This is a genomic window from Streptomyces sp. NPDC030799 (assembly GCF_055572255.1).
The window spans coordinates 1-23814 of the sequence record NZ_JBVIDS010000016.1; the positions used below are offsets into that span (position 1 = coordinate 1).

The 23814-nt window shown below is 72.8% G+C and carries 15 protein-coding genes, 1 tRNA gene and 1 riboswitch; of the genes, 8 read left to right on the plus strand and 8 right to left on the minus strand.

The annotated features are described in order from the left end of the window. Window positions 1-407 precede the first annotated feature (407 nt). Window positions 408-959, minus strand: coding sequence for a MarR family winged helix-turn-helix transcriptional regulator (locus ACZ41I_RS33525; RefSeq protein ID WP_363215678.1), 552 nt, complete (start codon window positions 957-959; stop codon window positions 408-410). 110 nt (window positions 960-1069) lie between these two features. Here ACZ41I_RS33525 and ACZ41I_RS33530 point away from each other — a divergent pair, with 110 nt between their 5' ends. Further along, window positions 1070-2353 carry an MFS transporter gene (locus tag ACZ41I_RS33530; RefSeq protein ID WP_363215677.1) on the plus strand — a complete coding sequence of 428 codons (1284 nt, stop codon included), beginning with the start codon at window positions 1070-1072 and terminating at the stop codon, window positions 2351-2353. Window positions 2354-2430: 77 nt separating this feature from the next. Here the strand turns inward: ACZ41I_RS33530 and ACZ41I_RS33535 are convergent, their stop codons facing one another. The 3 genes from ACZ41I_RS33535 to ACZ41I_RS33545 all read right to left on the minus strand — a co-directional run bounded on the left by ACZ41I_RS33535 (window position 2431) and on the right by ACZ41I_RS33545 (window position 6453). After that, window positions 2431-3234: a class I SAM-dependent methyltransferase gene (locus tag ACZ41I_RS33535; RefSeq protein WP_468515819.1), complete on the minus strand. Its 804-nt coding sequence runs from the start codon at window positions 3232-3234 to the stop codon at window positions 2431-2433. Window positions 3235-3289: 55 nt separating this feature from the next. After that, window positions 3290-4942, minus strand: coding sequence for an ATP-binding SpoIIE family protein phosphatase (locus ACZ41I_RS33540; protein WP_399767210.1), 1653 nt, complete (start codon window positions 4940-4942; stop codon window positions 3290-3292). Window positions 4943-5073: 131 nt separating this feature from the next. After that, window positions 5074-6453 (minus strand): NAD(P)/FAD-dependent oxidoreductase, encoded by a 1380-nt coding sequence (locus ACZ41I_RS33545; RefSeq protein ID WP_399767208.1) that lies wholly within the window; start codon window positions 6451-6453, stop codon window positions 5074-5076. Between the two features lie 376 nt (window positions 6454-6829). Between ACZ41I_RS33545 and ACZ41I_RS33550 the strand changes: the two genes are divergently transcribed. Together ACZ41I_RS33550 and ACZ41I_RS33555 are read left to right on the plus strand one after the other, a co-directional pair. Further along, window positions 6830-7582 (plus strand): TetR/AcrR family transcriptional regulator, encoded by a 753-nt coding sequence (locus ACZ41I_RS33550; protein ID WP_468515820.1) that lies wholly within the window; start codon window positions 6830-6832, stop codon window positions 7580-7582. Between the two features lie 285 nt (window positions 7583-7867). Beyond that, window positions 7868-9793, plus strand: a complete 1926-nt coding sequence (locus ACZ41I_RS33555; RefSeq protein ID WP_468515821.1) for a sigma-70 family RNA polymerase sigma factor — start codon at window positions 7868-7870, stop codon at window positions 9791-9793. Window positions 9794-9799: 6 nt separating this feature from the next. On the opposite strand, the gene ACZ41I_RS33560 is transcribed toward ACZ41I_RS33555, so the two are convergent. Both ACZ41I_RS33560 and ACZ41I_RS33565 read right to left on the minus strand, forming a co-directional pair. Next, window positions 9800-13165 carry an AfsR/SARP family transcriptional regulator gene (locus ACZ41I_RS33560; RefSeq protein ID WP_468515822.1) on the minus strand — a complete coding sequence of 1122 codons (3366 nt, stop codon included), beginning with the start codon at window positions 13163-13165 and terminating at the stop codon, window positions 9800-9802. 232 nt (window positions 13166-13397) lie between these two features. Next, window positions 13398-15473, minus strand: a complete 2076-nt coding sequence (locus ACZ41I_RS33565; RefSeq protein ID WP_363215670.1) for an asparagine synthase-related protein — start codon at window positions 15471-15473, stop codon at window positions 13398-13400. 668 nt (window positions 15474-16141) lie between these two features. Here ACZ41I_RS33565 and ACZ41I_RS33570 point away from each other — a divergent pair. The 4 genes from ACZ41I_RS33570 (at window position 16142) to ACZ41I_RS33585 (ending at window position 21178) form a co-directional block, all read left to right on the plus strand. After that, the gene (locus tag ACZ41I_RS33570; protein ID WP_363215669.1) at window positions 16142-17566 is read left to right on the plus strand and encodes an MFS transporter; all 1425 of its coding nucleotides are present in this window, start codon (window positions 16142-16144) and stop codon (window positions 17564-17566) included. Between the two features lie 62 nt (window positions 17567-17628). After that, window positions 17629-18846: an L-2-hydroxyglutarate oxidase gene (lhgO, locus tag ACZ41I_RS33575; protein ID WP_363215668.1), complete on the plus strand. Its 1218-nt coding sequence runs from the start codon at window positions 17629-17631 to the stop codon at window positions 18844-18846. Between the two features lie 90 nt (window positions 18847-18936). Beyond that, a complete protein-coding gene (trmB, locus tag ACZ41I_RS33580; protein ID WP_363215667.1) occupies window positions 18937-19764 on the plus strand; it encodes a tRNA (guanosine(46)-N7)-methyltransferase TrmB in 828 nt (275 codons plus the stop codon). A 64-nt stretch (window positions 19765-19828) separates the two neighbouring features. Next, window positions 19829-21178 (plus strand): PrsW family intramembrane metalloprotease, encoded by a 1350-nt coding sequence (locus tag ACZ41I_RS33585; protein ID WP_468515823.1) that lies wholly within the window; start codon window positions 19829-19831, stop codon window positions 21176-21178. A 20-nt stretch (window positions 21179-21198) separates the two neighbouring features. Here ACZ41I_RS33585 and ACZ41I_RS33590 read toward each other — a convergent pair whose 3' ends face one another. Both ACZ41I_RS33590 and ACZ41I_RS33595 read right to left on the minus strand, forming a co-directional pair. After that, entirely contained in the window at window positions 21199-22143 is a 945-nt protein-coding gene (locus ACZ41I_RS33590) for an aldo/keto reductase (RefSeq protein WP_363215665.1), read from the minus strand. A 68-nt stretch (window positions 22144-22211) separates the two neighbouring features. Next, entirely contained in the window at window positions 22212-23240 is a 1029-nt protein-coding gene (locus tag ACZ41I_RS33595; RefSeq protein ID WP_363215664.1) for a M23 family metallopeptidase, read from the minus strand. A gap of 9 nt (window positions 23241-23249) precedes the next feature. Then, window positions 23250-23396: riboswitch (cyclic di-AMP (ydaO/yuaA leader) on the minus strand. Window positions 23397-23696: 300 nt separating this feature from the next. Between ACZ41I_RS33595 and ACZ41I_RS33600 the strand changes: the two genes are divergently transcribed. Continuing rightward, window positions 23697-23770: transfer RNA gene (locus ACZ41I_RS33600), tRNA-Met, on the plus strand. The last annotated feature ends 44 nt before the right edge of the window (window positions 23771-23814 follow it).

Below are 23814 nucleotides of genomic sequence, written 5' to 3' on the forward strand. Positions count from 1 at the left end.
GGTGTTTCCGACTCTATCAGATCTTTTCTCGATCCGATTTCCTCGGTGCTTTCCAGGTTCCCGCTCTCGCGTTTCCCTTTCCGGCGGTCCCGACTCTATCAGATCCTTTCGGCGTCTGACTCCCAGTCAGCGGGTTTGTCTTCCCGGCCGTTGGGCCGTTCCGACGTCTCAAACCTTAGCGGATCCGCTCGGCGATTCCCAATCGGACCGCCGGGCTTCCCTTCGAATTGAATTCGGGCACGCCGAATACAACCCGTGCGGGAGATCATGCTGATGGTGTGAGGGGTGCCGCTCGGGGCGGCTCAGGTGTTGCTGCGGAACCGTTACGGCTCCCTGACAACCCGAAGAACTTTACGGAACGGGGAGAGCCGTGTCAACCGGTCCCTGTCAAGATCTTTTCCGCGTCCTCAGTCGAGGTCGCTGAGACGGCCGCCGGCATCCGGCTGGGCGTGCTCCACCCTGCGCAGGAGGCGGGTCAGCACCTCGCCGAGGACCGCTCGCTCCGCCGGCGTGAGGTCCTGGAGCAGGTCCTCCTCGAAGACGGTCGCCAGGCGCATTGCCTCCAGCCACTTCTCCCGCCCCTCCGGGGTCAGCTCGACGATGACCCGCACGCGGTTGGACTCGTCCCTCTCCCGGGTGACCAGTCCTTCGGAGACCATGCGGTCGATCCGGTGGGTCATCGCGGCCGGGGTGAGGCCGAGGCGCTTGGCGAGGTCGCTGGGGCCCATGCGGTACGGGGCGCCGGAGAGCACCAGGGCCTTGAGGACCTCCCACTCGGCGTTGCTGATGCCGAGGGCGGAGGTCTGGCGGCCGTAGGCGACGTTCATGCGGCGGTTGAGCCGGGACAGCGCCGACACGATCTTCTCGACCTGGGGATCGAGGTCCCGGAACTCGCGCTGGTAGGCGGCGATCTGCTCTTCGAGCGTCGGCTCTGTGACGTCGGGGGCGGTGTCGGCCATGCCCGCAGTATCGCACGCAGCGCCTTTGCCTTGAAGTCCTTCGATGTGTACTCTTTAGCTTCGAACTTTAGCTTCGAAGTCTTCACTCCTAACTAGTGAGAGAGGTGAACGTGACCAGGGCGATGGGCGCAGCGATGCGCCGGATCCACGTGGGCAACGCACTCAGCGCATTCGGGCTCGGCTTCACGGTCCCGTACCTGTACGTCTATGTGGCGCAGGTGCGGGGGCTGGGGGCCATGACGGCGGGACTCGTGCTCGCCGTCTTCGCCGTGGCCGCGCTGATCGTCCTGCCGTTCGCCGGCAGGGCGATCGTGCGGCGCGGCCCGCTGCCGGTCCTGCTCGCCGCCCTGGTCACCGCCGCGCTCGGCGCCCTGAGCCTGGGTCTCGCCGGCAGTGCCGCCGCCGTACTGCTGTCGGCCTCGGCGCTCGGTGCCGGCCAGGCCGTGATGCAGCCGGCGCTGGCGACGATGATCGTGGACTGTTCCTCGGCCGACACCCGGTCGCGGGCGTTCGCGATGCAGTTCTTCCTGCAGAACCTGGGGCTCGGTATGGGCGGCCTCATCGGTGGTCATCTCGTCGACACCACGCGCGTGTCGTCGTTCACGCTGCTGTTCGCGATCGAGGCGGCGATGTTCCTGCTGCTGGTCGGGGTGATGGCGACGGTGCGGATGCCGCACTCGCCGCGCATGGAGGAGGCTCCCGCGGGCTCGGCGAAGGGCAGCTGGAAGCAGTTGCTCGGGAACCGGGCGATGGTGCAGCTGTGCGTGCTGGGCTTCGTACTGTTCTTCGCCTGCTACGGCCAGTTCGAGTCGGGGCTGAGCGCGTACGGCGTCGAGGCCGCCGGGATATCCACCTCCGCGCTGGGGACGGCCCTGGCCGCGAACACGCTGATGATCGTGGTCGCCCAGTTCGCCGTGCTGAAGTTCGTGGAGCGGCGTCGGCGGTCCCGGGTGATCGCCGGGGTCGGTCTGATCTGGGCCGTCGCCTGGCTGGCCGCCGGGTACGCGGGGCTGGGGCACGGCAGCCAGGAGATGGCGACCGCCGCCTTCGTGTCGACGTACGCGCTGTTCGGACTGGGTGAGGCGATGCTGTCGCCGACGGTCGCGCCGCTGGTCGCCGATCTGGCACCGGAGGGTATGGCCGGGCAGTACAACTCGGCGTTCGCGCTGGTCAAACAGCTGGCGCTGGCCGTCGGACCGGCGGTGGGCGGGCCTCTGGGCGCCTCGCTGCACGCGCCGTACATCGTGACCTTCCTGCTGTTCTCGCTGGGGATCACCGTCCTGGCGCTGCGGCTCGGGCGGCGGCTCACCGTCGTACAGGACCAGCCGTGGCCGGCGCGCGGGTCGCGGGTGGTCGCCCGTGGCGAAGCGCCCGCGGAGCCGGTTGCCGCATAGCGCTCCACTGGTGGTGCCCCAGTTGTGCGCTGGGGCTACGGCCGTCGCCTTCGGGTGGCGGCCGTTCCGCGTATCCGTCAGCGGGTCGCCGTCAGCAGGATCGCGGTGAAGGGGAGCGTCGCCGTGCCGTCGGGGGCGGTGTGGCCGGCGAGCTGGTCGCGGATCAGCTCGGCGGCCCGGGTGAGGGCCTCCTCGCCGCCGGCTTCCCTGATCAGGCCGCCCCAGAGGGTGGCGAGGTGGCCGTGGGCGTACTCGTCCAGCGGGGGCAGGGCGATGCCGAAGGTGACCTCGCGGTGGGCGGTGTCGCCGTAGCCGGCTGTGCGCAGGGCGGTGGTGAGCCGCTCGGCGGAGCAGGAGAAGGCGCGCGCGAAGTAGCGGGGCGCGTCGGGGCCGCCGTACTGCTGGAGGGCTCGTTGCTGGGCGAGGAAGTAGGGCTGGCGGTCCACGGGGGCCCAGACGGTCGCCGCGAAACGACCCTTGGGGCGGACGACCCTGGCCGTCTCGGCGAGGGCCGCGTCGAGGTCGGGGAAGAACTGGACGCCCTGCTGGCAGAGGACCGCGTCGAAGGTGGCGTCCTCGAACGGGAGGCGGTCGGCGGGGGACACGGTGAAGTCGATGTCCGGGTAGAGGCGGGGACGGTGTTCCCGGGCGACCCGGATCATGCCCTCGTCGATGTCGACGCCCGACACCCGGCCGGTGGGGCCGACCAGTGCGGCGGCCGCGTGGGCGGCGAAGCCCGTACCGCAGGCGAGGTCGAGGACGGCGTCCCCCGGGCGGAGATCTGCCGCGTCCAGCAGCTCGGCCACGAAGGGGCCCATGATCGGGGCACTGTGGGTGTCGTACGCCTCGGGGCCTTCGCTTCTGCCGTGCGTGTCTGTCATGGGTCCGCTTCTAACACGGGCGTGCGACCGCCGCAGGGTCGGGCGCGGCAGTCGGTCAGGGCTTCACCTTCGGCAGGACGAACTCGCACCACACCGCCTTGCCGCCGCCCGGGGTGCGGCGGCAGCCCCAGCTGGAGGCGATCGTCGCCACGATCGCGATGCCCCGGCCGGACTCGTCGCCGGGTTCGGCGCGGCGGCGCCGGGGCAGGTGGTCGTCGCCGTCGGTGACCTCGATGATCAGCCGGCGGTCGGTGCGGCGCAGGCGCAATCGCATGGGCGGGGTGCCGTGCTGGAGGCTGTTGGCGACCAGTTCGCTGGTGGCGAGGACGCCGAGGTCGTGCAGTTCGGCGGGGAAGCGCCAGCTGGTGAGGACGCCGGAGGCGAAGGCACGCGCGCGGGGGGCGGCTTCGACGCCGCCGAGGAGTTCCAGGGCCGCGTTGCGGAAGAGATCACCGTCGGGGCCCGTGCGGGCGGGGTGCTGGAGGACGAGGACGGCTACGTCGTCGTCGTGGTCGGCGGTGACGCCGGCCGAACGGACCAGGCGGTCGCAGACGACCTGCGGGGTGCCGGTGGCGCCGGCGAGGGCGCCTTCGAGTGCGGCGATGCCCTCGTCCAGGTCCTCGTCGCGGCGTTCGACCAGGCCGTCGGTGTAGAGGACGGCGGTGGCGCCGGGGCCGAGGGCGATGGAGCCGGAGGAGTGCATCCACCCGCCGGTGCCGAGCGGCGGGCCGGTGGGTTCGTCGGCGCGGGAGACCGTGCCGTTCTCGTCGCGGACCAGGATCGGCAGGTGCCCGGCGGAGGCGTACACCAGGCGGCCCTCGTTGGGGTCGTGGACGGCGTAGACGCAGGTGGCGATCTGGTTGGGGTCGATCTCGGTGGCGAGGCCGTCGAGGAGCTGGAGCACCTCGTGCGGGGGCAGGTCGAGGCGGGCGTACGCCCGCACGGCCGTCCGCAGCTGGCCCATCACCGCCGCCGCGCGCACCCCCCGCCCCATGACGTCGCCGATGACCAGGGCGGTGCGGCCGCCGCCGAGGGTGATCACGTCGTACCAGTCGCCGCCGACCGCGGCCTCGGTGCCGCCGGGCTGGTAGGTGGCGGCGATACGCAGGTCGTCGGGCTGTTCCAGCTCTTGTGGGAGCAGGGAGCGCTGGAGGGTGACGGCGGTCTCGCGCTGGCGGCGTTCGCTGGCGCGCAGGCGCTCGGCGGCCTCGGCGTGGTCGGTGACGTCGGTGGCGAAGACGAGCACGCCGCCGTCGCGGTCGCCGTCCTCGGCTACGGGGGTGCAGGTGAAGGTGTAGGAGCGGCCGTCGACGGCCTTGCGGGACTTCAGGGTGCGGGGCTTGCCGCTGCGCAGCACCTGGTCGAGGAGCGGGAGCAGGCCCAGTTCGGCGAGTTCCGGGAGCGCTTCCCGCGCGGGTGTGCCCGTGGGCCGTGCGCCGAAGGCCGCGGTGTAGGCGTCGTTGACGTAACCGATGCGGTGGTCCGGGCCGTGCACGAGCGCGACGAGGGCGGGGACGCGGTCGAGGACGTCACGCGCGGGCAGTTCGTCGACGGGGTGCACCGGGGAGGTGCCGTCGGCCGGGTGTTCGGCGCGGGCCGCGGGCACGGAGCCTTCCCCCCGCCGGTCCGGGGAGACCGGGGTATCGGTCCGCGCGGCGGCGCGGCGCTGCGTTCCGGGGAGCCGGGCGCTCCAGCGCGTGAAGTTCACTTGGGAAGAAGCCTCGTGGGTGCTGTGGGCGGGTGGGTGGCCCGTCCGCGGACGTGGGGCGGTCTGGCAGGGGCGGCGCCGCGGCGACATCGGTCAGACGCCTGGGCGGGCCGGGGAGTTCCTGGGTCCGGTCAGGACGACCCCTTCGGGTTGTCCGAGGGGCTGTGAGGAGGCTTTCCACCGGCCGCGAGTTCGAACTCCGCTCGCGGATGTTCGAGTGAACCGAGCGAGACGATCTCCCGTTTGAAGAGTCCGGCGAGGGTCCATTCCGCCAGGACGCGGGCCTTGCGGTTGACGGTGGGAACCCTGCTGAGGTGGTAGACGCGGTGCATCAACCAGGCAGGGTAGCCCTTCAGCTTGCGCCCGTAGACCTGGGCGACGCCCTTGTGCAGGCCGAGCGAGGCGACCGAGCCGACGTATGCGTGCGCGTACGTCTTGAGCGGCTCGCCGCGCAGCGCGTGGGCGATGTTGTCACCGAGGACCTTGGCCTGGCGTACGGCGTGCTGGGCGTTCGGCGCGGTCTCGGTGCCGGGTTCGGCGGCGGTGACGTCGGGTACGGCCGCCGCGTCGCCCGCTCCCCAGGCGTGTTCCGTGCCGTCGACGGTCAGCTGGGCGGTGCACTTCAGCCGACCGCGGTCGGTGAGCGGCAGGTCGGTGGCGGCGAGCAGCGGGTGGGCTTTGACGCCGGCGGTCCACACGACCGTACGGGTCGGGAAGCGCTGGCCGTCGCTGAGGACGGCGACGCGGTCGGCGCAGGAGTCCAGGCGGGTTTCGAGGAGCACCTGGATGTTGCGGCGGCGCAGCTGGGTGACGGTGTAGCGGCCCATCTCGGCGCCGACCTCGGGCAGGATCCGGTCGGAGGCCTCCACGAGGATCCACTTCATGTCCTCGGGGCGGACGTTGTGGTAGTAGCGCGCGGTGTAGCGGGCCATGTCCTCCAGTTCGGCGAGGGCCTCCACGCCCGCGTAGCCGCCGCCGACGAAGACGAAGGTGAGGGCGGCGTCGCGGATCGCGGGGTCGCGGGTGGAGGAGGCGATGTCCATCTGCTCGATGACGTGGTTGCGCAGGCCGATGGCCTCTTCGACGGTCTTGAAGCCGATGCCGTACTCGGCGAGGCCGGGGATGGGCAGCGTGCGGGAGACCGAGCCGGGGGCGAGGACGAGTTCGTCGTAGCCGAGGAGTTCGGCCGGTTTTCCCTCCTCGGCGGTGGCGAGCGTGTGGACGGCAGCCGTGCGCATTGCGTGGTCGATGGAGGTGACCTCGCCGACGACGACATGGCACTGGTCCAGCACGCGGCGCAGCGGTACGACGACATGGCGGGGGGAGATCGAGCCCGCGGCTGCTTCGGGAAGGAACGGCTGATACGTCATGTAGGGGTCGGGGGTGACGACGGTGATCTCGGCCTCACCCCGCTTGAGCTCGCCCTTCAGCTTCCGCTGCAGACGCAGGGCCGTGTACATCCCGACGTAGCCGCCGCCGACAACGAGAATGCGCGCACGTTCCTTCACCATCCCATGACGCACCCGGCGCAGGTGTTTGTCCACAGCCCCGGCAATTTGTGTGACTGGCGGCCGGGTGTACGCCGGGCCGGGTGCGGTGTCCGGGCGGGACGAAAGGGGGCAGGTCAGCGGGGGCGGGCGAGGCGGATCGAAGGTGAGGAAACGGGACGTACGAGACCCGTACTCCGATCGGGGGGCGCACTGTGCGGAACCTGCCCCTTCTGAATTGACTTCCTCTCAACTATGTTCGTGTGTCGACGGGGTGTAGGGAATGTGGTTGAACGGGTGCCGCGACGGGCGGACCCGGTCGAGACCGGCGCACGTTCCGCGCACTCCGCGTTCAGTGGCGGGGAGTCTCCGGGGGGAGACGTCATTACCGGGGGAACACATGCATGTTCAGGACACGCATTGGTCGGCGGCAACCGCGATCGCGACCGGCGGTGGCGCGGTGAGCACGGCGGCGGGCAACGGGCGCGCGCACGGGGCGCGCACGACGCCGCTGCGGGTGGACGCACAGCGCAATCTGGAGCACGTGCTGCGTGCGGCGCGTGAGGTCTTCGGCGAGCTGGGGTACGGCGCGCCGATGGAGGACGTGGCGCGGCGCGCGCGGGTGGGTGTCGGCACGGTGTACCGGCGCTTTCCCAGCAAGGACGTGCTGGTCCGGCGGATAGCCGAGGAGGAGACGGCGCGGCTGACCGAGCAGGCGCGGGCCGCGCTCGGGCAGGAGGACGAGCCGTGGTCGGCGCTGTCGCGGTTCCTGCGGACGTCCGTGGCGTCGGGGGCGGGACGGTTGCTGCCGCCGCAGGTGCTCGTCGGCTCCGCCGGTTCGGCCGGGTCCGTCGAGGAGCCTCGGGTGCCTCAGCAGCGGGTGCAGCCGGGGGCCGGTGAGCTGCGGCTGGTGCCCGGGGAGTCCGTCGGGACTGCCGATGACAGCGGCGTCGGGGCGTTGCTCGATGTCGTCGGGCAGTTGGTGGAACGGGCGCGGGCGGCCGGTGAGCTGCGGGCGGACGTGTCCGTGGGGGATGTGCTGCTGGTGATCGCCACCGCGGCGCCTGCTCTGCCGGATGCCGCGCAGCAGGCGGCGGCTTCCGCCCGGTTGCTGGACATTCTGCTGGAGGGGCTTCGGTCTCGGCCCGCGTAGGGTCCGGGAGCCGGTTGGGGGTGGGTGGTGCGCGCAGTCGTCGGGCTGTGGGTCGTGGGCGCTGGTCGCGCAGTCCCCGCGCCCCCAGGGAAGCTGCGGTGCCGCCTGCCCCATCAGCACCCCCGAGGAACCGCAGCTCCCTCATTCGAGTGATGGACGGGGTCCGGGCTGACCACAGCCCTCGGACGGGTGGATGCCGTGAACACCCTGGCCCTGGCCGAAAGGCGGTGTGGCACCCTGAGCCGGTGACGGGTTGGGCTGGGCCGGGGTCGGGGGCTTTCCGCGATGGGCGCTGACGGGTGGGACGAGTCACGCGGTGACGACGCGGGCGCGGAGGCCGCCGGGCTGACCCCGCCCCAGGTGCCGCATCAGGGCGGGCGTCCGGTTTCCCGCGGCGGCCGGAGTGACGCGAGCGTGCCCGCCCAGCGTGAGGGCAGCGTGCTGCCACTGCCCCGGGAACTGCCGCCCGACGACGGTGAGCTGGTCGAGCGGATGCGCGGTGGTGACGACTCCGCGTACGCGGAGCTCTACCGGCGCCATGCGGACTCCGTACGGCGGTATGCGCGCACCTGCTGCCGGGACGGGCACACCGCCGACGACCTGACGGCGGAGGTCTTCGCCCGGATGCTGCAGGCGGTGCGCGGCGGGTCGGGGCCCGAGCACTCCGTTCGGGCCTATCTGCTGACCTCCGTGCGGCGCGTCGCCGCGCACTGGACCAAGTCGGCCCGGCGCGAGCAGCTCGTCGACGACTTCGCCGTCTTCTCGCAGCAGGCCTCGCGCGCCTCCGAAGTGTCCGACGACGCTGCATCCGTGGGCGCCTTCGGAGCGGGCCTGGACCTCGGCGCCGATGTGCGCGCGATGCACGAGGCCGAGCAGTCCCTGGCCATGCGGGCCTTCCGGTCGCTGCCCGAGCGCTGGCAGGCCGTGCTGTGGCACACCGAGGTGGAGGACGAGTCGCCGAGCGAGGTCGCCGTACTGTTCGGCCTGGATGCCAACGGCACCCGGGTCCTCGCCAGCCGCGCCCGCGAGGGGCTGAAGCAGGCCTATCTGCAGGCCCACGTCAGCGCCTCGCTGGCCGGTGACGCGGAGTGCGCCCGCTACGCCGACCAGCTCGGCACCTACGCCCGCCGCAAACTGCGCATGCGCGCCGAGCGGGGGCTGCGCAAGCATCTGGAGGAGTGCGCCCGGTGCCGGCTGGCGGCCGCGCAGATCGAGGAGGTCGCCGGCGGTATCCCCGGTGTCGTCCCGGTCGCGGTCATCGGCTGGTTCGGGGCCGCCGGGTACGCCAAGGCGCTCGGGATCGTCGCCGGCAGCGCGGGGGCGGGGGCGGCGGGTGCCGCCGCGGCCTCCGGCTCGTCCGGCGGGACCGGCGGCGCGAGCGGTGCCGTGGCCTCCGAGGCGCTCGGGGCGCCGGTGAAGGCGGGGATCGCGGCCGGTGTGGTCGCGGTGGCCGCCGCCGCGGTGGCGCTGGCCCTGGTGAACGACGGTCACCCGCCGGCGAAGGAGGCGGCCAAGCCGTCGCCGGCCGCGCCCGTCGTGCGCTCCGAGCCGCCCAAGCCGACCCCTCCCGAGCCGACCTCGCCGACGCCGACCCCGCCCAGGCCGACGAGGAAGCCCGCTCCCGAGCCGGTCGTACTGGCCCCCGAGCCGGCCCCCACCCCGACGCCTACGCCGACCCCCAAACCCACACCCACCCCGACGCCGACGCCCACTCCGGCGCCGACTCCCACCCCCGCACCGAAACCGACCCCGAAGCCCGCTCCGCCGCCGGCGCCCATCGTCTACGAGCTGAGCGACCTCGACTACGACCTCACCGGCGACGGCACCCGGCCCGAGATCCGGCTCGGTGAGAGCAGCTGGGTGTGGCAGCGCTACGGCATGACGATCGGCGGCACGCGCTACGCGCGCGGGGTGACCGTGCACGGCGAGTCCTCCGTCACCGTCGCCCTCAACCGGCAGTGCACCGCCTACGACGCCCTGGCCGGCGTCGACGACATGACTCTCGGCCTCGGCAAGGTGTCCTTCTCGGTCTACGCCGACGGGGTCCGGCTGTGGCAGTCCGGGACGGTCAAGGGCAACGACCGGGCCGTGCCCGTCCATGTGGACCTGACCGGGCGCGGAACCGTACGGCTCGTCGTGCGGCCGCACAGCAACCTCTTCGACCGGGGGGCGCTCGCGGACTGGGCTCGGTCCCGGCTCACCTGCCGGTAGCCGTCCTCAGCCGCGCTCCACGGCCGCCTCCGGCACGCCCAGCTCCCGCAGCACACCGGCCACGTCGAGGGACGCGCCCCGGGCGCGCTCGGCCGCGTACCGCCCGGCGGGCAGGGCCACGCGGGCTTCGGACTGCACCCGGACGGCCTCGCTGCGCTCCGGCTCGGGACGCAGATTGCCGTCGCGCCAGTGGTCCGCCGCGGCGAACAGCCGGACCGCTCCGGCCGGGTCGCCGCACCGGGCCCGCAGACCGGCCGCGGTGTCCACCAGCACCGCGGTGATCGCCTCGGAGCACCGCTGGGCCACGGCCTCGCGGAGCGCCTCCGCGAGGATCGGCAGTCCGTGCTCGGGGCCCGACTCGTCGGCGGCGAGGAGCGCCTCGACGGCGCGCAGGGCCGCCATGAACTGCGGTGGCGGGGTGCCGCCGTGCGTCACCGCGCGCGTCGCCTCGTACAGCTCACGGGCACGGGCGGTCTGCCCGTCGTGCAGGGCGATGTGAGCGCGCATCAGCAGCACGAAGGCCCGCGACTCCGGCACCGCGTAGCGGTCGGCGGCCGCTTCCGCCTCGTCCAGGGCGGCCAGCGCGGCCTCCGGGTCGCCGGAGCGGTAGGCGATCTCGGCGAGCCGCGCCTTCAGGAACGGCGACTCGGCGTGGGCCCCCACCTCGTGGGCGAGGCGCAGCGCCTCCTCGTACTCATGGCGCGCCTCGTCGAAGCGGCCGCGCGCCATGGCCGCCTCGCCGGCCGCGCTGCACACCTGGGCCCGCATCCAGCGGTCCCCGACGCGCCGGCTGAGCGTCCGCAGTTCGGCGAGGTCCTCGTCCACGCCCCGCAGGTTGCCGGGGGAGTCGACGACCATATGGGTGCGGTACATCAGGGAGACGCCGATCTCCCAGTCGCCGCCGTGGGCACGGCAGTTGGCGACGGCCGCGACCATGTCCGGGCCGAGGTCCACCGGGCCGCCCAGGTAGTAGGAGGTCAGCGGCCAGACGATGCCGGGGAGCCGGGCGGCCCGGGGGCCGCCGGGCTCGTAGGCGGCCCGGACGCGCGCGACGTACTCCGGGGCCCGGGGGTCGGCCCCGAGGTGCTCGTGGCTCGACTCGGAGGTCAGGAACAGGTCGAGCATCCGCAGGTCCATCCGCAGCTCCCGCAGCGGGTGCCCGGCCTCGCCGTCGGGCGCGGTGACGAGGGCGCCGATCGGGTCGGCCGACTCCACCAGAGCCATCAGCGCCTCCGCGTCGCCGGCGGCGTCCGCGGCAGGCCCGGAGGGGTGGGAAGCCGCACGGGCGTCCAGGGCCACGCCCAGGCGCAGGACCAGCCGGACCCAGGAGACCGCCTCCTGACGGTGGTTGCGCAGCCACCAGAACCAGCCGATGGCCAGGACGATCGCGCCCGCCTCCGCCTCGTCGCCGGCGCGGACGGAGCGGTCCAGGGCCGCCCGGATGTTGTCCAGTTCGGTCTCCAGGCGGGAGATCCAGGGCAGCTGGTCCGCCGACCGCAGGCGCGGCTCGGCCTCCTCGACCAGTGCCCGCACCCACGCACGGTGCCGGCGCTCGGCCGTGGCACGCAGACCGGGTACCTCGGCCGCACGCTCGGTGGCGTACTCGTGGATGGTCTCCAGCATGCGGTAGCGCATGCGGCCCGTGGCGTCCGGAGCGGCGACGACGAGGGACTTGTCGACCAGGGCGCCGGTCAGGTCGGCCGCCGGGCCGGTGCATACGGCCTCGGCGCCGCTGAGGTCCCAGCCGCCGGCGAACACCGAGGCCTCGCACAGCACCGTGCGCTCGCGCTCGTCGAGCAGGTCCCAGGACCAGTCGACGACCGCGCGCAGGGTCTGCTGGCGGGGCAGGGCCGTGCGGCTTCCGGAGGTGAGCAGGCGGAAGCGGTCGTCGAGCCGGTCGGCGATCTGCCGCGGGGTCAGCAGCCTGAGCCGGGCGGCGGCCAGCTCGATGGCGAGCGGCAGCCCGTCCAGACGGCGGCAGATCTCCGCCACGGCCTCGGTGTCGGCGAGCACCGCGTCGGCGTCGGGACGGACGGCCTTCGCGCGCTCGGCGAACAGGCGGTGCGCCTGCTCCGGGACAAGAGGCTCGACCGGGCGCACCGACTCACCGGGGACGCCCAGGGGTTCACGGCTGGTCGCGAGGATCGTGAGCCCCGGGCAGTGGGTGAGGAGGGTCTCGGCGAGGGCGGCGGCCGCGCCGATGACATGTTCACAGTTGTCAAGGAGCAGGAGTTGGCTGCGCGGGGCGCAGTACTCGATCAGCAGGGCGACGGGGTCGGCCTGCGGGGTCACCAGCTCGTTGGTCAGCAGCACGGTCTCGCGCAGACCGAGGGCGCTGACCACCGCGCCGGGCACCGCCTCCGGATGGTCGAGCGGGGCCAGCTCGACCAGCCATGCCTGCGGAAGCCCTGCGGCGGCCTCCTCGGCGAGGCGGGTCTTTCCGGAGCCGCCCGGTCCGGTGAGCGTGACCAGGCGGGCCCTGTGCAGATCGGAACGAATGGCTTCGAGTTCGGGTTCCCGTCCGACGAAGGACGTCAGACGGGGGCGGATGTTGCCGGTGCGCTCGGGGGCTCGGGCGGGAGGCGGTGCCTTCCGTGGCTCCGGCTGTGGCCGTGGTTCCTGCTGCGGCTGTGTGGGTGGTTCCTGCTGCCTGAGCAACGACGCGTGCAGGGCTTTGAGTTCCGGGCCGGGGTCGGTGCCGAGCGTGTCGGCGAGGGTCCGGCGGGCGGACTCGTACGCGGCGAGGGCGTCGGCGGGGCGGCCCGTGTCGCGCAGGGCGCGGATGAGGAGGGCGAGCAGGGGCTCGTCCAGGGGGTGGGCCGCGGTGAGTTCCGTCAGCTCCGGTACGACGTCCGGGGCGCGGCCGAGGTCGAGGGCGGCGGCGGCGCGGGCGCGGGTCGCCGCCAGGCGCAGTGCTTCCGGACGGGTGGCGGCGGTGCGGTCGGCCAGGTCGGCGAGGGCGGGGCCGTGCCAGAGGGCGAGGGCCTCGGTGAGGGTGCGGTGGGCGGTGGCCGGGTCGCCTGCGGTGAGGGCCTCGGTGCCGGTGCGGGCGAGGCGTTCGAAGACGAACAGGTCGATGTCGTTCTCGGTCGCCTCCAGGCGGTAGCCGCCGGGGGTGGAGCTGACGGTCTGCCTGCCGAGGGCGCGGCGGAGGCGGCCGACGAGGGCCTGGAGGGCGGCGGGGGCGTCGCTCGGGCGGTCGTCCGGGTGGGCGTCGGCCCAGATCTCCTCGATGAGGGTTTCGGGGGTGGTGGTGCGGCCGGGGCGGAGGGCGAGGGCGGTGAGGAGAGTGCGCAGGCGCCGGCCGCCGATGGGTACGGGGGTGCCGTGATCGTCTGCCGCCTCGGTCACGCCCAGGATTCTGTACCGCACCCGGTCATTGTCGCGGGGGGTGCGGGGTGGGGCGACGGGGTTTCACCGAGCGGTCCTGGATCGTTGCCCCGCAGCGGCGGTGGCGCCATGCAAGCGGGGCGCACTGCAGCTGCGCAGGGGCGCGGGGAACTGCGCGACCAGCCACCACGTGAGCGGCCACCGACGGTCGGAACCACCCGGCAGGGGCCCGGGGGCGGCAGCCCCAGCAGGGCGGGGACAGCGCCCCGGGCCGTCAAGCACCGGAAGCCAAGGCTCCCCGACGCGGCTGGATCCCGGAGGGCACCGCACGGGCGCGGGCCGGTGTGCCCGTCCAGCACGTCCCCCGGCGGGACAGGAGGCGGTGGAGCCAGAGTTCCAGGGAGATCAGGTCGGCCAGGCCGTCCAGGGGCAGGGGGTCACCGGCGGCTGCCGCGTGGAGCGCCTTGCGGATGACGTGGGCCTCCACCAGGCCGGCGTCGGCCAGCAGGGGCGTGGAGAAGAGGTCCAGCAGGGGGTCGGCCGCCACGCGCAGGCCCGCGCGTGCGGCTGCCGCCGAGGAGGCGTGCGAGGGGGCGCCCCAGCCGGGCGGGAGGTCGGTGACGCCGGCTCCCTCCAGGACCGTACGGAGGACGGCGGCGCGGGCGCCGGGCTGGACGCGCAGGGCCTCGGGCAGGGCCCGGCAGGCGCGGACCACCTGGTTGTCGAGGAACGGCGCGTGCAGGCGCTGGGAGCGGATCTCCGCGGCCTGTTCCAGGACGCGCAGGTCGGCGGCGTAGCGGGCGAGAGCGGCACGCGCGCGATAGTCGCCGGGTCGCTGGACGCCGGTTGCCGAGCGGTCCGCCTCCGACTGCAGCAGAACCGATACTTCGGCCAGAGCCTCCCCCGTCAGCCAGCGGGCCGCCGGCCCGGGGCCGGCCCAGGTCAGCGCGGCCAAGGACGCGCCGACCGCTCCCCTGGGCTCGTCGAAGCGGCGCCGCATCAGCCGCTCGGCCAGCACCTCCAGGCCGGTCCGGTAGGGCGTGCGGGCGAGGCGGCGGGCGGCGCCGTACACGCGCGCGGGGACCATCACCGAGCCGTCGGCCTTGGCCAGCGCGGCGACCGGGCGGACCAGATGGCGGCGTTTGCGGTCCATGAGGAGGTCGGCGAGGCGGGCGGGGTGGGCGTCCAGGACCTGCCGGGCGCCGTGGCCGGTGAAGTGGTCCGCGCTGCCGGCGGCGAGCCGGGCGCGGTGCCGGGCGGCCATGACCAGCGAGGGGCCCGGTTCGTCGGTGAGGGGGCCGTCGAGCTCGGCGTACGGGAGGGTCTCCTCGGCTCCGGTGACCACCATGTGGTGCAGGCGCGGGTTGGCGGCGAGGGCTCCGGCGCGTTCGAGTTCGGCCTCGCGGCCGGCCACGGTCAGGTCGTTGAAGGTGACGGCGACGAGCCGTTCGCCCGCGCCGGTGCCGTGGCCGAGGAGCGTGCCGGGTCTGCCGGGCAGCCCGGCGGCCAGCAGCGCGAGGGTGCCGGAGGCGGGGCCGCCGGAGAGGTCGGCGCCGATGCCGGGCACGGGCATCCCGCGCCGGGCCCGCCGCTCGGCCGGGCCCATGCCGGGTACCGGCCCGGGGTCGAGGCCGGGCACGTGCCGCGGTGCCGACAGCCGGGTGCGGACCGCCTCCACGAGGGCGTCGCGCACGGCGTCCACGGCGCGCTCGGGGTCGGCGGGGGCCGCGGCCACGGCGAGGGAGGCGACCGGCTCGTACCCGGCGATCTCGCGTGCTCCGGCGCGCAGCACGAGCGCGTGCCCCGGCGGAACGCGCCGCACGCCCTCGTAAGGGGTGCTGTCGCGCACCGCGGCCGGTACCTCGGGGGCGGCGAGCAGGGCGGCCAGGTGGGCGAAGTCGAGGTTGGCCTCGATGAGGTCGGCGAGGGGCAGCGCGGCGGTGGCGTAGGCCGTGCCGCCGGCCCAGGGGGTGTGGAAGACCGGGCGGGCGCCGGCGAGATCGCCGCAGACGGTGATGCGGCGGCCGACCTTGACGACGGCCGTGTAGCTGCCGGGCCAGGCCGTCAGATGGCGCAGTGCGCCCCCGCGCGCGGTGAACAGGCCGCGTCTGAGCTCCTCGTCGGAGGCGCCGCAGATGCCGAGGACCGCGATGTGGCTGTCCGCGTCGGCCCGCACCACGCGCACCTCGTCCGGGCGCCAGTCGCCGACGGCCCACAGCGGATCCGGGTCGCCCCACAGGAGGTGGGAGCCGACCGGGTGCAGGGTCTCGCCGTCGTAACCGGTGGCGCCCGCGGTGCCGATCCCGGCGACGCCCGCGGCGGTGCTGCTCCAACCCACCAACCACCGCATCGACGCCTCCACAGGCTGTGGACAACAGTGCACCGTACGAACCGGACCCCCATGCTGCCATGAAGGACGCGCTGTGGAGGGGCGGCGGCACCGGCTTCGATCGAGGGACGTGCACGGGGGGCCGAGGTGAGTACGACTCGAATGCGCCCCCCGTACGCTCCCCCAAGACGCCTTTCGCGCCGTCAAGTTGCATGGTCGGAGCGGATGTCCCTCGCGAGAGACGGGGGCGATTTTCAGCCAAATACGCAGAGCGAAGCGGGAGATGCGCACGCTCCGTACAGGCCCTGCTCAACGCGCGGCGGCGCGAACACGCGCACAGTCCGGGAGGCGGGCATCGCCTCCCGGACCGGTCCGCCACCCGCGGGGATGAAGGTGGCGGTGTCCCCCAGCCCACTGGATCCAGTACAGCGGGCCGACCCACGCAAGAGCCATGGAACCGCTCCCCCGGTGGCCGGAGAAGAGCGCACGGACAGGCGCACGGCCACACGCGCGGGGGCACGTGACGACAGGCCGTGCACGGTGCGTACAGGACCGTACTTCCGTACGGACCACAATCCCGCCATCCGGAACAATGCCCCTTAACGCTTGGGATGCGGCGAACTACGCTGGGTTTACGAATGCCGCATGGTTATGCCAGCGCGGCAGCCGTCTGTGTCGAGGGGTGGCGCATGTCCAGGGAGCAACGCGGGCCGAACGAAAAGCTCGGCGCCGTTCTCGCCCTCGCGGGAATCAGCAACGCAGGACTCGCACGACGCGTCAACGACCTTGGCGCCCAACGCGGGTTGACTCTTCGCTACGACAAGACCTCGGTGGCGCGCTGGGTGTCGAAGGGGATGGTGCCGCAGGGTGCGGCGCCGCACCTCATCGCGGCGGCCATCGGGCAGAAGCTCGGCCGTCCGGTGCCGCTCCACGAGATCGGCCTGGCGGACGCGGATCCCGCGCCCGAAGTGGGCCTCGCCTTCCCCAGAGACGTAGGACAGGCCGTGCGGTCGGCAACGGAGCTGTACCGTCTCGACCTCGCCGGGCGCCGGGCCGGCTCCGGCGGCATCTGGCAGTCCCTCGCCGGGTCGTTCGCAGTGAGCGCATACGCAACGCCCGCCTCACGATGGCTGATAACCCCCGCCGACAGCTCGGTCGCGCGGGAGGCCGGCTCCGCCGAGGGCTCCGGCGCACCGATCAAAGTCGGCCACAGCGATGTGCGCAAACTGCGGGAGGCCGCCGAGGACGCCAGGCGGTGGGACTCCAAGTACGGCGGGGGCGACTGGCGTTCGTCGATGGTGCCGGAGTGCCTGCGGGTGGAGGCGGCGCCGCTGCTGCTCGGGTCCTACTCCGACGAGGTGGGCCGCGCCCTGTTCGGCGCCTCCGCCGAACTCACCCGGCTCGCCGGGTGGATGGCCTTCGACACCGGCCAGCAGGAGGCCGCGCAGCGCTACTACATCCAGGCGCTGCGTCTCGCGCGCGCGGCGGCGGATGTGCCCCTGGGGGGTTACGTCCTGGCCTCCATGTCGCTGCAGGCGACGTACCGCGGCTTCGGCGACGAGGGAGTCGATCTGGCCCAGGCCGCGCTGGAGCGGAACCGGGGGCTGGCGACCGCGCGCACGATGAGCTTCTTCCGGCTGGTGGAGGCGCGGGCACACGCGCGTGCGGGAGACGCGCAGGCGGCGGGTGCGGCGCTGAAGGCCGCCGAGGGGTGGCTGGAGCGGTCCCGGGAGGGCGACAACGATCCTTCTTGGCTTGGTTTCTATGGCTATGACCGGTTTGCCGCCGATGCCGCGGAATGCTACCGGGATCTGAAGGCCCCTCGGCAGGTGCGGCGGTTCACCGAGCAGGCGCTGTCCAAGCCGACCGAGGAGTTCGTGCGCTCGCACGGGCTGCGGCTGGTGGTCTCGGCCGTCGCCGAGCTGGAGTCCGGGAATCTCGACGCCGCCTGCGAGCAGGGGGTGCGGGCCGTGGAGGTGGCCGGGCGGATCTCGTCCGCGCGCACCACCGAGTACGTGAAGGATCTTCTGCACCGGCTGGAGCCGTACGGGGACGAACCGCGGGTGGTGGAGCTGCGGGAGAGGGCTCGGCCGCTGCTGATGGCACCAGCATGACAACCATCACCACCTGCGTTTGAAGGCATTGTCAGTGGCGCAGTGCACTATCGGGAGTGGAGGTGGTGCTCGTGCCAGTCGGGGCGTACGACGGTGATGTGCTCGTGGTCGGCGGGGGGATCGTCGGGCTGTCCACGGCGTATGCGATCACACGGGCCGCGCCGGGCACGCGGGTCACCGTGCTGGAGAAGGAGCCGGGACCGGCCCGGCACCAGACGGGACGCAACAGCGGGGTCATCCACAGCGGGATCTACTACCGCCCCGGCTCGCTCAAGGCGCGGTACGCGGTGCGGGGCGCCGCCGAGATGGTGAAGTTCTGCGCCGAGTACGGCATCGCGCACGCCGTCACCGGCAAGCTGATCGTCGCCACGGAGCGGGAGGAGCTGCCCCGGCTGCACGCCCTCGTGCAAAGAGGGCGCGAGAACGGGATTCCGGTGCGGGAGCTGGGCGCCGCACAGATCGGTGAGTACGAGCCCGAGGTCCGGGGGCTGGCTGCCATACACGTCGGGACCACGGGCGTGTGCGACTTCACCGGGGTGGCCCGGCAGCTCGCACGGGCGTCCGGGGCGGAGATCCGGTACGGCGCGCGGGTCGTGCGGGTCGACCGGCGGCCGGAGCGCGGTGTGGCCGTGCTCACCTCGGCCGGGGATGTCGTACGCGCCCGCGTGCTGGTGAACTGCGCCGGGCTGTACTGCGACGAGGTGGCCCGCCTGACCGGGGACGAGCCCGAGGTGCGGATCGTGCCGTTCCGCGGGGAGTACTACGAGCTGGCGCGGCCGGAGCTGGTGCGGGGGCTGGTGTATCCGGTGCCGGATCCGGCGTTCCCGTTCCTCGGGGTGCATCTGACGCGCGGGATCGACGGAGGTGTCCACATCGGGCCCAACGCGGTGCCGGCGCTGGCCCGGGAGGGGTACGGCTGGGGAGTCGTACGGCCCCGGGAGCTGGCCGGGACGGTGGCGTGGCCGGGGTCGTGGGCGATCGCCCGGCGGCACTGGAGATACGGCGCGGGCGAGCTGCGGCGCTCGCTGTCGAAGGGGGCGTTCCTGGAGGCGGTGCGCAGGTTGCTGCCCGGGGTGGAGGCGGACGATCTGGTGCGGGCCCCTGCCGGGGTGCGAGCGCAGGCGGTGTTGCGGGACGGAACGCTGGTGGACGACTTCCTCATCCGGGAGGGGGCGCGGGCTGTGCATGTGCTGAACGCGCCCTCGCCTGCGGCCACCGCGTCCTTGCCCATCGGGCGGGAAGTGGGACGCCGGGTGCTGGACATGCTCGGTTCCCTGTAGTGCCGTACCAGGGGACTCCGTCCCCCGGCCTCCTTCGAAACTGCCGGCCCCGAGGGCGCCCCCGTAGGGCGCCGTAAAATCGGAAGCACTGTGTCTGACTTCCTCAACGCCCCCGAAGCCCCCTCGCCGACCTCCCACACGCCCGGCGTCTCCGTCCGGCACACCCGGGCCAAGGGGGAGCCGCGGTTTCCGGACGGTCCCAAGGCCGATCCCGCCGGATCGCATTTCGAGCGGCGGATCCGGAGTTTCCAGCCGCGGCGCAGCCGGGTGACCGCCGGGCAGGCGGATGCGCTGCAGCGGCTGTGGCCCAAGTGGGGGCTCGACATCGACGGGCAGCGGGTCATCGACCTCGGCGAGCTGTTCGGGAACGACAAGCCGGTCGTGCTGGAGATCGGGTTCGGGATGGGCGAGGCCACCGCGCAGATGGCCGCGGCCGACCCGGACACCAACATCCTCGCCGTCGACGTGCACACCCCGGGGCAGGGCAATCTGCTGGGACTCGCCGACCGGAACGGCCTGTCCAACGTCCGGGTGGCGAACGGTGACGCGATCATCCTGCTCAGGCAGATGCTCGCCCCCGACTCGCTCGACGGTCTGCGGGTGTACTTCCCGGACCCGTGGCCGAAGAAGCGGCATCACAAGCGGCGGCTCATCCAGCCCGAGTTCCTGACGCTCGCCGCGACCCGGCTCAAGCCCGGCGCGATCGTGCACTGCGCGACCGACTGGGAACCCTACGCCGAGCAGATGCTGGAGGTGCTCACCGCGCACCCCGACTTCGAGAACACGCAGGCAGACGGCGGTTTCGCGGCACGCCCCGAGTACCGGCCACTGACCCGTTTCGAGGGACAGGGACTGGACAAGGGACATGTCGTGAACGATCTGCTCTTCCGGCGCGTACCGCACAGCAAGGACCGATAACGCGTACCGCATCGGGGCCGTAAACGCTCCGGCCCCTTGTCCCGCCACCGTTAGGGTCGATGCCGTGGCCACCAGTCCTCCGTTTCCGACGTATCCCCCGGGCCCCGACGGGCTTGTGCTCCGCCATCCGCACTGGTGGCAGCACAGGTGGGTGCGGTACGGGGCACTGATCACACTGCTGGCGCTGTCCGGGCTGGTCATCCTCGCGCTGGTGCGCAGACAGACCGGCACGGAGGGGTTTCTCGTCGGTCTCGGACTGGCCGTACTGCCCGTGCCGTGGCTCATGGCCGCCTTCCGGTGGCTGGACCGGGTGGAGCCGGGGCCCTGGCGGAACCTGGTCTTCGCCTTCGCCTGGGGAGCGTGCGCGGCGGCGCTGATAGCCATCGTCGCCAACAGCTTCGCGACCAGGTGGATAGCCACCTCCACCGCCGACCCCGCCGGTGCCGACACCCTGGGCGCCACCGTGATAGCGCCCATCGTGGAGGAATCGGCCAAGGCCGCCGCCGTTCTGCTCGTCTTCCTCTTCCGCAGACGTGATTTCACCGGGATCGTGGACGGGGTGGTGATAGCCGGGACCACCGCCACCGGCTTCGCGTTCACCGAGAACATCCTCTACCTGGGTACGGCCTTCGGGACCGACCAGCTCAGCGGCGGCCGTGGCATCGCCTCCGTCACCGCCGCCACCTTCTTCGTGCGCATCGTGATGTCCCCGTTCGCGCACCCCCTGTTCACCACGTTCACCGGCATCGGCTTCGGCATCGCCGCGCTCTGTGCCGAGCGGCAGCATGCCCGGCGGGTGCTGTTGCCGCTGTGCGGTCTGCTGCTCGCGATGAGCATGCACGCCTTCTGGAACGGCTCCTCCACCTTCGGCGAGTTCGGGTTCTTCGCCGTCTACGGCGGGTTCATGGTGCCCGCGTTCGGGTTGCTGACCTGGCTCGCGATCTGGACACGGCAGCGGGAGCTGCGGACCGTGCGCTCGGAGTTGCCGGCGTATGTGCCGGCCGGGTGGCTGGGGCCCGCCGAACCCCTCGCGCTCGGGTCGATGAGGGCACGGCGGGCGGCCCGTGACTACGCCCGCCACCACGCCGGGCGGCCTGCGGCGCGCGCCGTGGCGCAGTACGAGGCGTACGCGACGTCGCTGGCGTCTCTGCGGCACCGGGGGCGCCGGGGGAAGGGCGGGGCGGACTTCGTCGTACGGGAGCGGGAGCTGCTGGACGAGCTGTGGAAGCGGAGGGAGGTGGCCCGGCCGGCTCTGGAGTATGCGGCCAGGGCGACTGTTCCGGCGCCGGTCCGCTGGGCTCCGCAGTTCGGATATCCGGCGGGGCCGATGCCTACGGCGTACGGGCCGGCGTACGGACCGGCGTACGGGTATCCGGCGGGGCCGTATCCCGGGGGCAACCCGTATCGCTCATAGGCCTCGGGCCGCGGGAAAGATCAAGCCGACGCTTGCGTCAGCTTGGTCAGCTCCTCGTCCGTCAGTTTCAGGTCCGCCACCCCCAGCAGGGCCGGGAGCTGCTCCACCGTGCGGGCCGAGGCGATCGGGGCCGTGATCGTCGGCTGGGCGGCCAGCCAGGCGAGGGCGACCGTGGCGACGGGGGCCCCGTGGGCGGCGGCGATCTCGTCCAGGGCCGCCAGGACCTGCCGGCCGTGCGCGGAGTCGGCGTACTGCTGGGCGCGGCCGGCGCGGGCGCTGTCGACCTTGGTGCCGGGGCGGTACTTGCCGGTCAGGAAGCCCGCGGCGAGGGAGAAGTACGGCACGGCGGACAGGCCCTCGCGGGCGGCCAGGTCCTGCAGCGGGCCCTCGTAGGTGTCGCGGGAGACGAGGTTGTAGTGCGGCTGGAGGGCGACGTAACGGGCCAGGCCCTCGCGGTCGGAGAAGTCCAGGGAGGCCTGCAGCCGCTCGGGGCTGATGTTCGAGGCGGCGATGTACCGGACCTTGCCCGCCTTCACCAGCTCGTCCAGCGCGCCGATGATCTCCTCGACCGGCACCTCGGGCTGGTCGAAGTGCGTGTAGTAGAGGTCGATGTGGTCGGTGTCCAGGCGGCGCAGGGAGGCGTCGGCGGCGGCCTTGATGTTGGCCGCGGACAGGCCCTGGTACTCGGGGTGCTGGCTGACCTTGGTGGCGATGACGACGTCGGCGCGGTTGCCGCGGGCCTTGACCCACTTGCCGATGATCGTCTCGGACTCACCGCCCTTGTTGCCCTCGATCCAGGCGGAGTAGGCGTCGGCGGTGTCGATGAAGTTGCCGCCCGCGGCGGCGTAGGCGTCGAGGACGGCGAAGGAGGTCTCCTCGTCGGCGGTCCAGCCGAAGACGTTGCCGCCCAGGGAGAGCGGGAAGACCTTGAGGTCGGAGGAACCGAGCTTGCGCAGAGAAGTCATGCCTTGTGCCAACGCCGGCGGTGGATGATCGCATTCCACCGCCGGCGCCGAAATCCCTCGAAAGGAGATCAGGGGGTGAGCCCCTTGTCCCGCAGCCACGGCGCCGGGTCGATGCCGGCGGCCTGGCCGTTCGGGTGGACCTCCAGGTGGAGGTGCGGGCCGGTGACATTGCCGGTGGCGCCGATGCGGCCGATGACCTCACCGGTCGAGACCTTCTGGCCGACCCGGACGTTGATCGAGGACTGGTGGCAGAACCACAGCTCGGTGCCGTCGTCCAGGGTGAGGACCGTGCGGTAGCCGTAGGCACCGGCCCAGCCGGCCTGGGTGATCGTGCCGCTGTGGATGGCCTTGATGAGGGTGCCGGTGGGGGCGGCGAAGTCGAGCCCGGTGTGGTAGCCGGAGGACCACATGGCGCCGGGCTGGCCGAAGGTGCCGGTGATCGTGTACGAGACGACGGGCAGCTGGTACTGCTTGGCCAGCTCGGCCAGGCGCTTGGCCTCGGCCGCCTTCTTGGCGTCGGCCTCCGCCTTCTCCTTGGCGGCGGCGGCCTTGGCGGCGGCCTCCTGCTCCGCCTTGGCCGCGGCGTCGGCGGTCTGCTTCTCGGCGGCGGCGAGCGCGGCGGCGGTGGCCTTGCTGTCGGCCTTGCTCTGCTGCTGCTCGGCCTGGGCCATGATCCGGTTGCGCAGTGCCTCGCCCGCGTCGGAGTCCTTGCTGTCGGCCGAGGTCACGCCCATGGTGCTGAGCGCGGTGGAGTTCGTCCGGGGTGCGTCGGAGGAGTCGTCGCCGAAGAGGTGGCCGACGGAGTCCAGGTCCGGCAGGGATATGGAGACCGGCGGCTTGCCGGTGTTGGCGCTGGCCATGCCCCCCGCGCCGACCGCGGCCAGCACGCCGACGCCGAGGACGGTGGAGCTGCGCGCGAAGCCGCCGCGCTGCTTGGTGACGCGGTGCCGGCCGCGGACCGGGGCGACGGAGTCCTCGGTGGGGTTCCACTCCTCCCAGGGGCCCTCTTCGGCGCGGTAGGTGCCGTAGCCGAAGGTCTCGGGCTCGGCCGGCGCGGGCATGAACGGGGCTTCTGGGGCAGGCCGGTTGGACGCCACTCGGGCGCACTCCTTTCCTTCCTCCGCCTACCGGGTTAGCTGACGGGTTCGGAGCAGGAAGGTCTCCTACGCGCGTATACCAACTGCGGCATTCGCACGATTCACCCCAAGGTGGTGGTTCCCCGGTTCCCTCGCGGGATTCGGCGCGTGCGCACGGAGCCGTCTCTTGTGACGGCTGGGACGACCGCGCTGCGTTATCGAACGTTAATAGACCTGCCGGTTACTTTCCAAGCCGTTCGACTTGATCATTAACGATTTCGAGCGGGGACTTACCGGTCAGGAGCGCCGCAAAGCGGGCGAGTTGTCCGGCGTTCAGGAGTCTCGGCGTTTTTGATGGTGTCTCAGATGTTCTGCGCACGGCGGTCGCCCAGTCACCGTGGGTGACCTGGCGGGAGGGGGCCGTGAATACCGGTGTGCGTGCCGCCCTGCGCATGGGGTACTCTGGAGTCACAACGACGCGGGGTGGAGCAGCTCGGTAGCTCGCTGGGCTCATAACCCAGAGGTCGCAGGTTCAAATCCTGTCCCCGCTACTGAAGGCCCGGGGCCGGAATCCAGTGGATTCCGGCCCCGGGTG

Excerpts from the sequence above, each read along its gene's own strand:
- ACZ41I_RS33565 (WP_363215670.1), bottom strand. The coding sequence starts at position 15,473 with ATGCGGTGGTTGGTGGGTTGGAGCAGCACCGCCGCGGGCGTCGCCGGG.
- ACZ41I_RS33550 (WP_468515820.1), top strand. The coding sequence starts at position 6,830 with ATGCATGTTCAGGACACGCATTGGTCGGCGGCAACCGCGATCGCGACC.
- ACZ41I_RS33545 (WP_399767208.1), bottom strand. The coding sequence starts at position 6,453 with ATGGTGAAGGAACGTGCGCGCATTCTCGTTGTCGGCGGCGGCTACGTC.
- ACZ41I_RS33590 (WP_363215665.1), bottom strand. The coding sequence starts at position 22,143 with ATGACTTCTCTGCGCAAGCTCGGTTCCTCCGACCTCAAGGTCTTCCCG.
- ACZ41I_RS33535 (WP_468515819.1), bottom strand. The coding sequence starts at position 3,234 with ATGACAGACACGCACGGCAGAAGCGAAGGCCCCGAGGCGTACGACACC.
- ACZ41I_RS33570 (WP_363215669.1), top strand. The coding sequence starts at position 16,142 with ATGTCCAGGGAGCAACGCGGGCCGAACGAAAAGCTCGGCGCCGTTCTC.
- ACZ41I_RS33525 (WP_363215678.1), bottom strand. The coding sequence starts at position 959 with ATGGCCGACACCGCCCCCGACGTCACAGAGCCGACGCTCGAAGAGCAG.
- ACZ41I_RS33555 (WP_468515821.1), top strand. The coding sequence starts at position 7,868 with ATGGGCGCTGACGGGTGGGACGAGTCACGCGGTGACGACGCGGGCGCG.